The sequence below is a fragment of the Stagnihabitans sp. genome, from assembly GCF_964946895.1.
The window spans coordinates 1-12,598 of sequence record NZ_CBBQHX010000066.1; the positions used below are offsets into that span (position 1 = coordinate 1).

The 12,598-nt window shown below is 63.8% G+C and carries 11 protein-coding genes and 4 pseudogenes; 9 read left to right on the forward strand and 6 right to left on the reverse strand.

Going from position 1 to position 12,598, the window contains the following annotated elements; all coding sequences use genetic code 11:
* Positions 1-126: 126 nt before the first annotated feature.
* The 6 genes and pseudogenes from AC1Y2B_RS22350 to AC1Y2B_RS22375 form a co-directional block, all read left to right on the forward strand.
* Positions 127-432, forward strand: a pseudogene (locus AC1Y2B_RS22350) (DUF6915 family protein); the annotation flags it as partial.
* Between the two features lies 1 nt (position 433).
* Positions 434-640: a hypothetical protein gene (locus tag AC1Y2B_RS22355; RefSeq protein WP_482255341.1), complete on the forward strand. Its 207-nt coding sequence runs from the start codon at positions 434-436 to the stop codon at positions 638-640.
* A gap of 71 nt (positions 641-711) precedes the next feature.
* Entirely contained in the window at positions 712-1,149 is a 438-nt protein-coding gene (locus AC1Y2B_RS22360) for a hypothetical protein (protein WP_482255342.1), read from the forward strand.
* Complete coding sequence (locus AC1Y2B_RS22365) at positions 1,146-2,093, forward strand: DUF7007 domain-containing protein (protein ID WP_482255343.1); 948 nt, start codon at positions 1,146-1,148, stop codon at positions 2,091-2,093. The genes AC1Y2B_RS22360 and AC1Y2B_RS22365 overlap by 4 nt, the downstream gene beginning before the upstream one ends.
* A 52-nt stretch (positions 2,094-2,145) precedes the next feature.
* The gene (locus tag AC1Y2B_RS22370) at positions 2,146-2,709 is read left to right on the forward strand and encodes a hypothetical protein (RefSeq protein WP_482255344.1); all 564 of its coding nucleotides are present in this window, start codon (positions 2,146-2,148) and stop codon (positions 2,707-2,709) included.
* 66 nt (positions 2,710-2,775) lie between these two features.
* Positions 2,776-3,420, forward strand: coding sequence for an antitoxin of toxin-antitoxin stability system (locus tag AC1Y2B_RS22375; RefSeq protein WP_482255345.1), 645 nt, complete (start codon positions 2,776-2,778; stop codon positions 3,418-3,420).
* A gap of 45 nt (positions 3,421-3,465) precedes the next feature.
* Here AC1Y2B_RS22375 and AC1Y2B_RS22380 read toward each other — a convergent pair whose 3' ends face one another.
* Positions 3,466-3,756 carry a hypothetical protein gene (locus tag AC1Y2B_RS22380; protein ID WP_482255346.1) on the reverse strand — a complete coding sequence of 97 codons (291 nt, stop codon included), beginning with the start codon at positions 3,754-3,756 and terminating at the stop codon, positions 3,466-3,468.
* A 164-nt stretch (positions 3,757-3,920) separates the two neighbouring features.
* Here AC1Y2B_RS22380 and AC1Y2B_RS22385 point away from each other — a divergent pair, with 164 nt between their 5' ends.
* Positions 3,921-4,343, forward strand: a complete 423-nt coding sequence (locus AC1Y2B_RS22385; protein WP_482255347.1) for an antirestriction protein — start codon at positions 3,921-3,923, stop codon at positions 4,341-4,343.
* A gap of 728 nt (positions 4,344-5,071) precedes the next feature.
* A pseudogene (locus AC1Y2B_RS22390) lies at positions 5,072-5,755 on the forward strand (strawberry notch-like NTP hydrolase domain-containing protein); the annotation flags it as partial.
* Positions 5,756-5,790: 35 nt separating this feature from the next.
* Here AC1Y2B_RS22390 and AC1Y2B_RS22395 read toward each other — a convergent pair.
* From AC1Y2B_RS22395 to AC1Y2B_RS22415, 5 genes and pseudogenes are all read right to left on the reverse strand, one after another.
* Positions 5,791-6,204: pseudogene (locus tag AC1Y2B_RS22395) on the reverse strand (conjugal transfer protein TraG N-terminal domain-containing protein); the annotation flags it as partial.
* A gap of 429 nt (positions 6,205-6,633) precedes the next feature.
* Entirely contained in the window at positions 6,634-7,665 is a 1,032-nt protein-coding gene (locus AC1Y2B_RS22400) for a hypothetical protein (protein ID WP_482255348.1), read from the reverse strand.
* Positions 7,665-9,584, reverse strand: a complete 1,920-nt coding sequence (locus AC1Y2B_RS22405) for an Eco57I restriction-modification methylase domain-containing protein (RefSeq protein WP_482255349.1) — start codon at positions 9,582-9,584, stop codon at positions 7,665-7,667. The genes AC1Y2B_RS22400 and AC1Y2B_RS22405 overlap by 1 nt, the downstream gene beginning before the upstream one ends.
* Before the next feature lie 132 nt (positions 9,585-9,716).
* Positions 9,717-10,487: an N-6 DNA methylase gene (locus AC1Y2B_RS22410; RefSeq protein WP_482255351.1), complete on the reverse strand. Its 771-nt coding sequence runs from the start codon at positions 10,485-10,487 to the stop codon at positions 9,717-9,719.
* 146 nt (positions 10,488-10,633) lie between these two features.
* Positions 10,634-12,109: a DUF1998 domain-containing protein gene (locus tag AC1Y2B_RS22415; RefSeq protein ID WP_482255350.1), complete on the reverse strand. Its 1,476-nt coding sequence runs from the start codon at positions 12,107-12,109 to the stop codon at positions 10,634-10,636.
* A 40-nt stretch (positions 12,110-12,149) separates the two neighbouring features.
* Here AC1Y2B_RS22415 and AC1Y2B_RS22420 point away from each other — a divergent pair.
* A pseudogene (locus AC1Y2B_RS22420) lies at positions 12,150-12,296 on the forward strand (IS3 family transposase); the annotation flags it as partial.
* Between the last annotated feature and the right edge of the window lie 302 nt (positions 12,297-12,598).

Genomic DNA, 12,598 nt, shown 5'->3' on the forward strand with positions numbered 1-12,598 from the left:
GTTGCCGTCCAAATCTGTCACCAGAATTGTGCCGCCATTAGCGGAACTTGTCAGTTTGAACATCAGCGCCTCAAGAGATTCCGGGGTTATGCCGCCCAGCATAGGGCAAAACGCCGCCGCTGGCATGCTGTCCACATAATCGATGCCTCAAAGCTCATCTTGGCGGACTTCCGGCATCGTGCGCTCCGTCACCATGCCGAGGGGATCTTCCTGCTGGAGCAGGTCAACGGGAAAACGCTGACCCTGTCCTCGGGCCGGGTCATCCCGACCCGCTGGGTCGGCGAGCAACATGTCCGCGAAGATCTGGGTTTCATCCCCAGCTTTGCTGACTGGGCGCGGTCGATCCGGGCCGAGCCCTGGATGGGCCGGACCCAGAAGGTCGAGACCGAGGTCGATCCGCATCTCGCGATGCCCGTCAGGGAGGTCACCTGATATGAGCCGCGTATATCAGAACCTGGGTCTTCCACCTGAAGCCTCTACCCTCACGGTCGTCCGCACGGCGATCCGCCGGTTGCATCCCGACACGCTCGCGGTCCGCAGCTGGCGCGAGGCGCGCAAGCGCTATTACCGCGACCTCTTGCAGGCCCATGCCGCGGCGCAGGCCGCCGCAGACATCCCCCAGCCCGCAGAAGCGGGCTGATCTCCCAAATCGCAACCCAACCTGACCCGACCGACCTGGCCTCGGGTTTTTCATTCTGAAAGGAGCCCATCGTGGCTGACTATTTCACACACTTCTCCTGCGTCCTGGACGTGGGCACGGCCAACAAGGCTATCGCGGCGCTCGACCTCTACTTGCGCTTGCGCGAGGAAGACGAGGCCTCGGACGATCCGGAGTTCTCGGGCTTTGCTCTGTCGCTGCAGGATGGCCCGGGCAGTTCGGTGCTCTGGTTCCATGACGACGGGCGGGGCGACGTCGAAGGCGTCATCCGCTTCGTCCTGCGCCTCGCGGAAGATCTCGACCTTACCGGCCTCTGGGGTTTTGACTATGCCCACACCTGTTCCCGACCCCGGCTGGAGGCGTTTGGCGGCGGCGCGCACGTCATTGACCTCGGCGCGCGCAAGAGCGTCGGCTGGATCAGTACCTATGAATGGCTGACAGCCGCCCTGAACGGTGAAGACATCGATGCGGTGGAGGCGCTTGTCGCATGAACACGGCTGTTCCATTCTACAAGCCCGCCTCTTTACCCGTCCCGGAATTTGGCCGCAGTGCCGATGGCCTGATCGTCGCCCGGATCGGCGATGCCGCCTATGCCATGATCCCCACGGCTGACGGGCGACATTACCTCGGTAGCGGTTGGCGTGTCTCCAAGCCCCTGTCGGACTGGAAGCGGTCCGACTTCTATGGCCATGGTGGCGACGTTGCCGATGAGGCTGCTTTCCACGCCGTCGTTCAGGAACAGGCGGAGCATCAGGGCGAGAAGATTGCCCTCAGACGGGAGGAGTTCCGCGCCCATGCCAGCACGCCGTGGGGACCATCGCAGGGCGCGGTCCGCTATGGCGAGGGAGTGGTCTTCCACTCGACCTCCGGTCATGGTGGGTTCCACCTGACGGCGGACCGCAATGCCGAAGTCCATCCCATGCTGCGCGCGACTGGTGGCTGGTACGAGGAAGATGCCGCCTGGGTCGCTGTCGCAACCGCTTGGCCGGATCTCTTTACCGGGCTTGAGCGGCGCCAAGCCGAAGAGACCCTGCGCCACAACTGGCCGGATGCCTGGGAGGCGATCCATCGCCGTGCCCTGCGCCCTGGTGAATCCCGCACGCGCGACGGCGAAGCCTTTGCCCGCGATCACGCGAAAGACTGGGTCGTGATCTCCGCGATCTATTCCGACCGGCATCGCGGTTTCACCGAGGTGATCGCCACGCGCGGCGGGCGGCGCGATCCACAATCCGAGGAGCGCCGCTTCCTTGTCACCTCTGGGGACTACAAAGTTGGCGCCTTCGGTTTCGTTATCGATGAGGCCCGCCACGCCGTCTATGACGGCCCGTCGAGTTTCATCGGCTGGCGGGGCAGGGGGGTGACCCACACGATGGCGGGTGCACGGCTTCTCGGTCAGGCACCCGCCAGAGGGAGAGACGGGCGGGTGGTTCCGTGACGGGTTTCAGGGTGGGAGAGAGTCTCCTGCCGCCTGTCGCGGAGTGATCCAGATGACTGCACCTATCTCCCAAACTGCCTTCCGTGGCCCCGGCGATAACCTGATCGGCAAGGTTCTTGCCCATCTGCGCCTCGCTGACCGCTTGCCCCTGCGAGTCAGCTGCCGCTGCCGCGCGCATTGGGACGATCCGGCGCTCGATCAGCTGCACTTCGAGCGCGAGGTCGATCTCGGCACCTTCGGTGACCTCGCGGCTGCGATGATCGTAGCTCGCACCGCAGTAACTTCCGGTCTGATCGCCGCAGGCAACGATCCGGCCCTGCGTCTGGCGCCGCAGTTCATCACCATTCTCGATGCCGAGCACTGCCTGCTGCTGGCAGGTGACGTGCAGGCAGGCCTGATCCGCTGGTGCGCGCCGGTCGATAGCGATGCCGAGGCGCGGCGCGTGGTGCGCGAGGCCTGCGGGCTTCGAGCCGCGGCCCGCGGGGCGACCGACGTCGGGGATCCCGCGTCCGCCGCTGCGCTCCTCACCCGCGCCCGCTCGCTGGAAGGCCGACTGGTCGAGCCGTTCTGGCGCGACCTTGCAGCCGCTGCAGTCGATCACGCCCTGGTGGCCTGATCTTCGCCCCTTCCGGAAACCCACCCCCGACCATTCTGCTGGGCCATGCAACAGAGGGACCCGCTGATGCCCGAAGTGATCTCAACGACTGCCTATCGCCTCAATGAACTTCCCGACGGCGCCAAGGACAGAGCCCGCGCCTGGTATCGCGAGGGCGGTTTTGACCATGACTGGTATGATGCTGTCTACGAGGACTTCCAGCGCATCGCGGAAATCCTCGGCATCCGCCTGAAGACCCGGGCCACTCGCCTTATCGGCGGTCGCACCCGCGAGGATCCCTGCATCTGGTTCAGCGGCTTCTGGTCGCAAGGCGATGGTGCGGCTTGGGAGGGCGTCTATTCTTACCGGAAATCCGCCGCCGCCGGACTTCGCGCTTATGCGCCGAAGGACAAGACCCTGCACCGGATCGCGGAGACCTTGCAGGCGGCGCAGCGACAGAATTTCTACCAGCTGCGCGCCGAGGTCACGCATCGCGGCAACTACTACCATGCCTTCACCATGGCGGTTTCTGTGCACCGGGATAGTGCGGCTGCGGCCGAGATCATCGGCGATGCCGAATCCATTGTCACCGATGCGCTGCGCGATCTTGCCAACTGGCTCTACCGCCAGCTTGAACAGGAATACGAATACCTGACCTCGGACGAGGCCGTGGACGAGACGCTAGTCATGGGCGGCTATACATTCACGGACGAAGGGCGGCGGTTCGGATAGTCGCCCCGAAACCCGTCTATCCCTGTACCGAGCCACGGTTGTGCCTCAGCGGTTGCTGTCGATCCAACGCGACAGCAACTGCCGGTCCCGAAAGCATTCGTCCGGCACGGCGCGGCGTTTGATCCGCGCAAGCCGTTCGGCAAAGGCGACCTGCTTGGAGGTTGGATGGCTGGTGTCCGCAGGCTTCAACTTCGCCTGCGCCTCAATCCAGGCGCTGAGCGAGCGGCGGTCTTGCTGAACTTCCCAAGGCAACAGGCTCTGGTTCCGGAGCGCCAGCGACCGTGCATAGGCGATCTGGCGTTCAGTTGCGGGCATTGCAAACGTGGCAGCGTCCATGATGGATCTCCCATGTGGATCGTCTCTTCAATGTAGAACATATAGAGAACAAAATCAACTCCGCGATCGCAGGAGAGGGAGAGTTGGGTCGGAAATCGGCGTGTTCGGGTGGGTCGAGAGAGCCGCCGGCGCGCGCAATTCACCCCTGATCCGGAGGATTTCCGATGACCCAAGCTGCAACCCCCCTGAAACCTGCCACCCTCGTGCTCGAGGCGCGGCGCATGGCATTCTTGCCCGCGCTCTTCAGCCCCGCCCTGATGCTGATCGGCGAGCGCGCCGTCTATCAGTTCATGTCCTGGCTGGCCCCCGACGACTACACAGGTGGTCTCTGGCATTTCCACGTGCGGGACGGCCAGCCCCTGTTCATGTCGCCCGGCGCTAACAAGCGGTTCCGCGTCTTCTGCGAGACCAACGGCTATATGGGCGAGGTTTCGGCCGAGGCCGCAGGAATCATCGCCACCCTCTTTGCGCTGTCCCATCTCTCGTTCCGGCATGAGGCCGACCAACCGTCCGAAGCCTACATGCGGCTCTACGAGTTCGCGGGCGACCATCCCGAGGCAGGCGAGATCTTTAAGGCGATCGACTGACGCGGGCACCCCGCAAGCCGACTGGAAGTTCCTGACCCTTTAGCACCCTCCGGCGGTTTCGTCGGGGGGTGTTTGCATTTTGTCGGGCGCAGGTTGGCACGGGCAGCATTGGCCATCGGTCCACCTGTTGCGGCATACGGATTTCCATGGCTTGACGGCCCCGAGTTTCGATGTGCCCTTAGCCAAGGAATCATTGTAGCGGCAGGAATTGGGGCTGGGACGTGGCCACTGTTCATGCCTCTAGACCATTATCGAGTTGCGGGTTGGAGTAGCGTCTCAGCCTGGATCGATCAGCTTCTTGGCCCAGAGGCTGCTCTCGTTCGAAAATCGTGCTTTACCTGCCATCACGCTGGCAGACCTGACCACGGTGGAGCGGCGTGAGCCGCGAGGCAGAAGGGCAGGGGGGCCGCGCAACCTGGCCAGACTTCTGGCACAGGTGGTTTCATCGCCGGTGGTGCCTGACCTGTCTTTCCTGACGGGCCTTCAGGGTCGCCTTGATCTCCGTGGATCGTCTGTCCCAGCCCGCGTCCAACGGCCTCTGCTGATGGGCTGATCTGCTCGAAGGGCGTCTTCGCCTCGACCGCTTCGGCGCAACAGCGTCGTCACAACTTTCTTCCCCTGTCGGCAGAGCCGCCATTCCTCGCGAAGCAAGAAAGTTCCTCCTGCGCTGTCCAGCCCCCGACCCACCCCAGCACGCAAGCGTGCAGGGGACCCCGGGATGCGGGGGTGTGCCGCCGCGTGCTACCGTCGATTTGCCGAAACCGCCGTCACCTACTTCGTCTGCGCGTTCAGTCCGCGGCTATCTCGCTCGGGTCAATACTGCCCCAGCCATCCGCAAGCCGGCTGCATCCCCCGTTGCTATCGAACTCTCCTATGAGGCAATCGACGCAGCGCCGCCCGATGCCGCGCGCCTCTCGGACGCGATCTACGAAGAATACGGCCTGCAATCGATCCGGATTCCCGGCGCCGTGCCGCATCCGACCAAACTGGTGCAATCCGCTGCCATGGCCTCGGTCGCGCCGCCGCGCCCGACCTATCGGCCCATGTTGCCTGCCGACATCCGCCAACGACTGTCTGATGCGCAACTGGAGACTGTGATTTATGCAGGTGAGGCCCATTCCGACCATCTTGCCGGAAGCTGGACCATAGATGAGACCTTCGACACCGTCAGCGCTGCGGCCGAAGGCGCCTCGGGCGCACTCCGCTTCCGTCGCGGCTTCATGCTGGGCGATGGTACGGGCGCGGGCAAGGGACGCCAGTCGGCCGGGATCATCCTCGACAACTGGCTGCGCGGTCGTCGCAAGGCGGTCTGGATCTCGAAATCCGACAAGCTGATCGAGGACGCGCAGCGCGACTGGTCTGCACTTGGCCAGGAACGACTCCTGGTCACCCCGCTGTCGCGCTTTGCCCAATGCGCCGCCTGCGACAGCAATGTCGCGCCAAACAGCATGCCGCTTTGCTGGTAGCTCAGGTTGTCAGGTGTGGAGAGCAGTGTCTCCATCCGGGAGGTCAGCTGATAGGAAATGCCGGTGGTGTAATAGCCCAGCACGGCCACCGACCAGGGAACATTGTCCACCGTGCCATAGATCGGGATCGTGCCCGAGGTCGGGTCGATGATCACCACTCGCGCCTTGATGCCCACGCCTGCCAGCCCAACGATCAGCATCAGCACGATCTGCTGCAGGATATCCCGAAGCCCGGCCCCCCAGATCATCCGCCAAAGAAGACCGATCCCGCCGAGCGAAAATGCGATCGAGAGAAACAGCTTGAAATCCGCGCTGCCCGTGAAGGCCGCGAGGAAGTTGAAGACGGCATAGAGATAGTAAGCCCCGCCAACCGTGTAGATTTCGAATGTCGGCATGCGAAGGCTCCCCAAGACCGGGGTGCGTGGTCACCCCGGGAGGGGGAAAGCATCAGGCAGTGGGCTGGAACAAGGGGGGACCGGCAAAGGTGACATGCGTGGTTTGGCGAGTACAAATGGGGACAATGCCGCTAGCCAGATGGCAACGTTTGTTGACCGCAATGTCGCTGAACGAGATCGCGTTCTTCTAGCAGGCACCATCATAAATGCTTCTTCAATGTCGACACCATCGACGCAAAGGGCGGGGAGCGGCCTGACGGAGTTGCGGCAGAGCAGTCGCAGCATCGAGGCGGAGCAGTCGTTTGTTCATCACGCAGCATTTCTGGCACCGGATCGACCTAGCGGGCTCGGCGTTGCGATGCTTCGTAGATGTCGGGTATTGACACTAGTCACTCTGAGGCTTTCAGGAATGCCTTCCATACATCACGCTCATGAAATCGGGCGATGCCACATGTTACTTTGATGAGATGAAAAAATTAGGAAAACTGAAACGCGTCGTCTGATCCAAATAACGTCGCTCGTGGCGTGGCCAAATTTAGGTACCCGAGCGAAGCGTCTCCGCTTGGCCGCCAAATCGGAGCCTTCGTTGACCAATTCACCCGACCCCGATCTTCCGCTTGACCGTGAGACTGACCGCACTGGCCTTGGTTTGGCACCCAACTCTCGTACCAGCCAAGCGCGGTCATCGTCCCATTCCGCGACGGCTTGATCGAACCGCGCTTCACTCCGCCGCAGGTCCGCGTGGCGCTGGACATGCGCCGCCATGGCCTTGACCCGTTGCACCGTGGCGGGCTGACCCCAATCCGCGTAATCCGCCCGCAACATGTCGGGGATAGGCACCCGGAAACACACCTCCAGCCGCCTTTGCCGCGCCCAATTGCTCAGACCCGCCGTCTTGCCGACATGATAGCCGACATAGGACAGTGGCGACTGATCGGGGCCAGAGAACCCGCCCCTCAGCCAATCCTGCATGTGGCGGGCGATCTCGTCGGGGATTGGCTTGTCGATGTAGGACTGCCGCTCGGGAGTGATCCGCTCGCGCGGCGGCGCAACCCGATCTTCCCGCTCTGCCGCCCCCACTTCACGCGCGCCGAGCTTTTGCCGCGCGCGTTCCTGCTCCTCGGCCGATGTCTCCAGCTCGGCCTTCCACGGGTTGCCTCGCCTGGACTGTGCCGCGCGATACGCGGCGTCACGGGCGGCGAAGTTCTCGGCCTCCTTGGCCAGATAGTCGTTGGTCGCCTTTTGACGCTCTGCGGCGATGCGGCGCAGATCTTCGGCCTTTTGCCGCTCTTCCTCGGTCGGGGGCGCCGTGACGCGGGGCAGGCTCTGCCTCGGATTTGCTGCCTTCTCCGGCGTCGAGTCTGTGGGTCGGCGCAGCCATCTGAATATTGCGATGATCAGAAGGATCAGAAACGGCCCGGCAGCACGCCCTGCGCCCGCCCATATCTGGTTGTCGTCCATCACATCCCCATCCCGGCAAAGGTCCCGTCCGCCTCCATCCTGTCCCAGGCGGACAGGACGAGGCGTTGGGTGCGGTATTCGCCGTACAGACGCTGCTCTTTTTCCTTCAGCACGCGGAAGGTTTCGCTGGGATAGGCCGCGCCCATCACCTCGGCGGGGTCGAGGATGTAGCGCAGGTCCTCGCGGTTCAGGCGGTAGGCGCGGGCGAAGACGGCGTCGAGGTCGGCACGAAGCTGCGCCCGGCGCGGCTCGTCCCAGGCGAAGGGCGGGCCGTCAAAGCCCAGATCGCGGGCAAAGGGGGCCAGGGCATAAGAGGTATAGGTTAGTTCCAGCACCCTTGGGGTGAGAAAGTCGAGCCGCTCGGGGGTGTAGAAGGTGGGGGGGAGGATGGGGAGTTGTTTGAGATAGCCAAGTGTCAGGTGCAAGCCTGAAACGGATTGACGGGCAGCATAGTCCAACGTCAGCGAACAAAGGTTGCCATAGAGCGCGGCAGTCTGCTTCGGAGAGGTGCCCGGAAACATCAGCGGCATAGTGTGACCAACTGCTGCGCGTGGGACGATGGCGAAAGTTGCAGTGCGCTCGTTGGTTGCCGCAGCAACGTCTTTCCACCCCAGCAGCCATCCCCGTCCCGTGAATGGGTCGAGACGGCTATTCAAGTCGCCAGTCGGAACCCAATAATAGGGCTCTGCTTCGAAGTGCGGGTCCTGATGCTGCTCTAAAGTGGTTTCAGGCAAGACGCGATAGCCCCGGTCATTGCCGCGCTCTCCATAAGTGGCGGCACGATGGTCGTAGTAGGTAACCATCTTCGCTTCAATCATCGGCGAGAAATGGGTTTCCTGCTCATCTATGTTGACAGAATTGTCAGACGGAACAAATGCGGGCTTTAGCCTCGTCCAGTTTCTGCCCTCGCGTGTGAAGCCAAGTTCGGAAAGGTGGCTGGCTGTCCTAAACCAGAAGGCATCTTCGGCCATGTGCCAAAGGCGCGTGTGAACCGTCAGTTTCCAAGGATTGCCCTCTTCTCCCTTCTTCCTCTCCTCGATCAACACCGGGGCCGCCTCATAGATCTGCGCGGTCAGTTCGGCGTCTTTGCGGCTGCGGAAGACGGGGGCGGTTTTGGTGTTGGGGTTCAGGCGGGCGATGGCGCCGGGGGTCAGGGTGAAGTTGCGCTCGGGTTCGGCCAGTTGGGCGGGGTCGGTCAGGAAGAAGGCAAAGCGCGCCGTGCCCTCGTCATGGCCAAGGGTCAGAAGCGAGAATTTCATGCGGCTGTCGACGGCGGCGAACAGGCCGGCGCGGTTCTCGAAATCGACCAGGCGGGCGAGGCGGCGTTTGGCGACCAGATGGGCGAAAAAGGGCGCTGTGGTGGCGTCGGTGGCGATGCCAGTGGGCACGATGACCCCGGCGCGACCGGTCTTGCTGGTCAGTCGAGAGAAAAGCTCGGCAAACAGGGCATAGGTGTTGACATCGCCGCGCCCGGTCAGGGGGAAGCGGCCGCCAACGGGGCGCAAGGTGACGACGCGGTCGCGGCCGGTGAACTCTTCCACGTCCGGGGTACGGGCGAACTCGCTGCTGGCCTCGGCCGAGCGTTTGGCGATCTGGAAGGCCTGATAGAGGGCGGCCTCGGCACTGCCCTCGGGTGCTGCGGCCAGGGCGCGGATCATCTTGCCGCGGGCGGCCTTGTTGGCGGCATTGGCGATGGCGGGAGAGCGGGCGGCGAAGAACTCCTGCTCTTGCAGCTTGATGCGTTCCCAGGGCGGATTGCCCACGACGGCATCGAAGCCGCCGGAGTCGAAGACATCGGGGAACTCCAGCGGCCAATGGAAGGCGCGGGCGGTCTGGGCCAGGCTGGCGCGACCGATCAGCGGACCCCAGACGGCGCCGTTGTCCAGCGCTTGCCAGATATCCTCAGAGGTGGGAACCATGCGGGCGCCCCGCGAGGCGGGCGGACCGCCGGTCTTGGGCAGAAGGAAGGCCGCGATATAAAGATCGCAGGCGAGTTCGTAGCGGTGGAAGGTCTGGTCGCCGCGCAGGGCGGCATAGCGGCGGGACTTGGCCTAGACCTCTTCGACGGTGTCTTCCGACAGGGCGCGAAAGCCGGTGTATTCGGTGGCAAGCGGGCGCGTGGCAGGCAGGCGGCGGTTGCGGTCCAGAAGGTCGCCCTGGCCGTCCTTGGCGTCGCGGTTGGCCTTTGCGTAGTATTTGGCGGTGGGTTTGTCGTCGCCCTCCAGCGGTTTGTAAGCGGTGTCGGGGATGCCCAGTTGCAGGGCCTTGAGGTCAAAGACCCCCAGCAGCGCGTCGCCGCAGCGGATTTGGGCGTCGAAGTAGCCCAAGGGCTTGCCGGGGTCGACGGTCTCGACCCAGAGGGCAACTTTGGTGAGTTCGACGGCCATCGGGTTGCGGTCAACGCCGTGCAGGCATTGGCGGGCGGCATCGCGCAGGGCGTGGCGGAAGTCGGCGGCAGAGGGGGTGCCCCCGGCCCGGTAGCGGGCAAGGCGGGTGGCGATGCGGCGGGCTGCCGCCAGCAGGAAGTGGCCGGAGCCGCAGGCCGGGTCGATGACGCGCAGGGCGAGGAGGGCTTGCTCGGGGTCGGGCTTGGCGAAGCAGGCGTCAAGGACAGGGTTGAGAGCGGTGTCGAGCAGGGCCTGAACCAGGCTGTCGGGTGTGTAGTAGCTGCCGGTGGTCTTGCGCTGATTGCCCCGCGTCTCGGCGGCTTCGGTGGCGAAGATCAGGCGGGCGCCGTCGAGTTGCGGTTGCAGTTCCAGAAGGGATTCGTAGACCGAGCCCAACTCCTCGGTCTGCATGGCGCGCCAGTTGACGGGGACCATGGCAGAGCCGTCCGACAGCCAGGACAGCTTCCAGAGAGCATGAAGATAGGCGCGGTTAGGCAGTTTCAGCCCGCGCAGGTGCTGTTCGGAAAGGGAGGAGAAGAGGCCGCCAAGGGCTGTCAGGCCAAGGCGCGGCTCGCCCTTGGTCAGGGCGCGGAAGACGATCTGGGTGGTCTCGTACCGGTCGGTGTGGCGGTCCCAGGCGGGGCGGCGGGTGGCGAGTTTGCGCAGCCGTGTGAGGGAATAGCCTTGCAGGTAGAGGGCGCGGGCGGCGTCGGGTGTGTCTTCGGCGTGCAAGAGGTCGCGGTCCTCGGCCACCATGAGGAAGATGAGGCGGTAGACGAGGCGGAGGAGTTCGTTGGACCACTCGGTGAGGGGGATTTGGTGCGGTCGATCAGCTCGTGGTCGGGCTGGTTGAAGTAGGACAAAAGGCAGCGGTAACAGCCCTTGACGCAGGGGGCCTCGACCGCCGTCAGAAGGCTTGCATCCTTGGCCGCAATGGCCTCGTCGATCTGGGTCAGGTGCATGATCTCCAGCGCCTTGCGGGCGAGAGCCGGAAGCACCGACGCATCCTGCGCCAGACGCGCCAGAACCCCGGCGCCGCCCTCGGTCGCCTCGTACAGCAACAGCGCCTTCCGGTCCGCGCGGGATGGCAAGGGCTCGCCCAGCATCTCGCCCTCCTCCAGCTGGAAGGTCCGCTCGATGGCACGCAGCAGGGCTTGTTGCAGCGTCGCCATGACTTCTGCCGCCGGAGGCTTGCCCGCAAAGCGCAGATGCAGGGCGTTCTTGTTGTCCTTGACGATGGGGACCACGCGCTGCGCCTTAGCAACGTCGGGGGCCGCGGCAACCTCTTCCTCGCCCTCACCGGGAATGGCAACCCAGCGGCCCGATTGGGGGTCGATGCCGAAGCCGTGCAACTCCTTGTTTGCACGGCGCTTCAGTCCAAGGTTCAGGCGGCTTATTTCTGCCCCTTGGCCGTATTGCAAGGCCAGCAGCGGCGCGCCGTCCGAGGCGAGGTCGGATTTCCAGATGTCGTGCCGTCCGTCCCGGACAACCCAGGAAAAGACCGTGCGGATGTCAAAGCCCTGGCGCACGCGCTCTTCATCGTTCGCGGTGATCCGATCAGCGGGAAGGGTTTCAACATTGTCGATCCGCAGCGCCTTCGTGATCTCGGGCGCACCGGCCAAAGGCACCCCGCAGGCGTGGCACAGTTCGCGGTCTTCTTCATGCGCCGCACCGCAGTCCGGGCAGACCGTGACCTTGACAGTCGCAAGGCTTGCCCCGTCGTCCGAGGCCGTTCCGGGCGGCAGTTTGGCCTTGTGGACACGGTAAGCGCGGCCCTCGTGGTAGATCAGGCTGCGGGGGCCGAACTCCGAGATGGCAAGGAAGCGGGCGCGTTGCAGGAAAGCCCCCGCGCCACCCGCCCCCGGCACCCAGGCGTAAAGCGGCAGACGGGGGAAGTTGTAGCCTGGCAGAAAGCCCTCGGTGGCGAGATACCGGTAGGAATAGAAATCCGACCCGTTGCTTTGCTTGCCCTGTTCCAGGATCGTCAGCTGTTCGTTGGCTTGGCCCTGGGCTCCTTTGATCCGGCGGCGCTCCTCACCCGAAAGCCCTGTCTGCATGGAGCGGTCATTGGCCTGTTTCAACTTGTCCGTCGTCGAAAACCACCGCTACCACGAGAGCATCGGCAACCTCACCCCGGCTGACGTCTACTTCGGTCGCGGTGAAACCATCTTGGCTGAAAGGAGGCGCATCAAACAGCAAACCATCCAGAACCGCCGCTTGAACCATCAGCGTCAAGCAGCATAACCTGAAACCGATGAGCCCAAGCTCTCCGCTCCAAAATCAGGCCGCCTGTTCCAAATCATTCGACGACGGACACTGAGGGCTACCGTCAGGAACATTCTGCGAAGCATACTGTGCTTCTCCTATCTTGGTCGGTTGTCGGATTTGTCCGGCGCGAGCCCAATCAAGAGGAGAGGCATACCACCGCTCCTCTGGATTGCCGAATGCTCGATCGGATTGCGAGACAACTCTTTGGTGTGGCGGCTGAACTTGTCGCGTATTCGTGCCGCCCCCAGTGATCGTTTAGGCCACTTGGCGTTCGAAGA

Coding starts and splice junctions, on each gene's coding strand:
- AC1Y2B_RS22355 (WP_482255341.1), top strand. CDS start 434: ATGAGCCGCGTATATCAGAACCTGGGTCTTCCACCTGAAGCCTCTACC.
- AC1Y2B_RS22365 (WP_482255343.1), top strand. CDS start 1,146: ATGAACACGGCTGTTCCATTCTACAAGCCCGCCTCTTTACCCGTCCCG.
- AC1Y2B_RS22370 (WP_482255344.1), top strand. CDS start 2,146: ATGACTGCACCTATCTCCCAAACTGCCTTCCGTGGCCCCGGCGATAAC.
- AC1Y2B_RS22375 (WP_482255345.1), top strand. CDS start 2,776: ATGCCCGAAGTGATCTCAACGACTGCCTATCGCCTCAATGAACTTCCC.
- AC1Y2B_RS22380 (WP_482255346.1), bottom strand. CDS start 3,756: ATGGACGCTGCCACGTTTGCAATGCCCGCAACTGAACGCCAGATCGCC.
- AC1Y2B_RS22385 (WP_482255347.1), top strand. CDS start 3,921: ATGACCCAAGCTGCAACCCCCCTGAAACCTGCCACCCTCGTGCTCGAG.
- AC1Y2B_RS22400 (WP_482255348.1), bottom strand. CDS start 7,665: ATGGACGACAACCAGATATGGGCGGGCGCAGGGCGTGCTGCCGGGCCG.
- AC1Y2B_RS22405 (WP_482255349.1), bottom strand. CDS start 9,584: ATGGTTCCCACCTCTGAGGATATCTGGCAAGCGCTGGACAACGGCGCC.
- AC1Y2B_RS22410 (WP_482255351.1), bottom strand. CDS start 10,487: ATGGTCCCCGTCAACTGGCGCGCCATGCAGACCGAGGAGTTGGGCTCG.
- AC1Y2B_RS22415 (WP_482255350.1), bottom strand. CDS start 12,109: ATGCAGACAGGGCTTTCGGGTGAGGAGCGCCGCCGGATCAAAGGAGCC.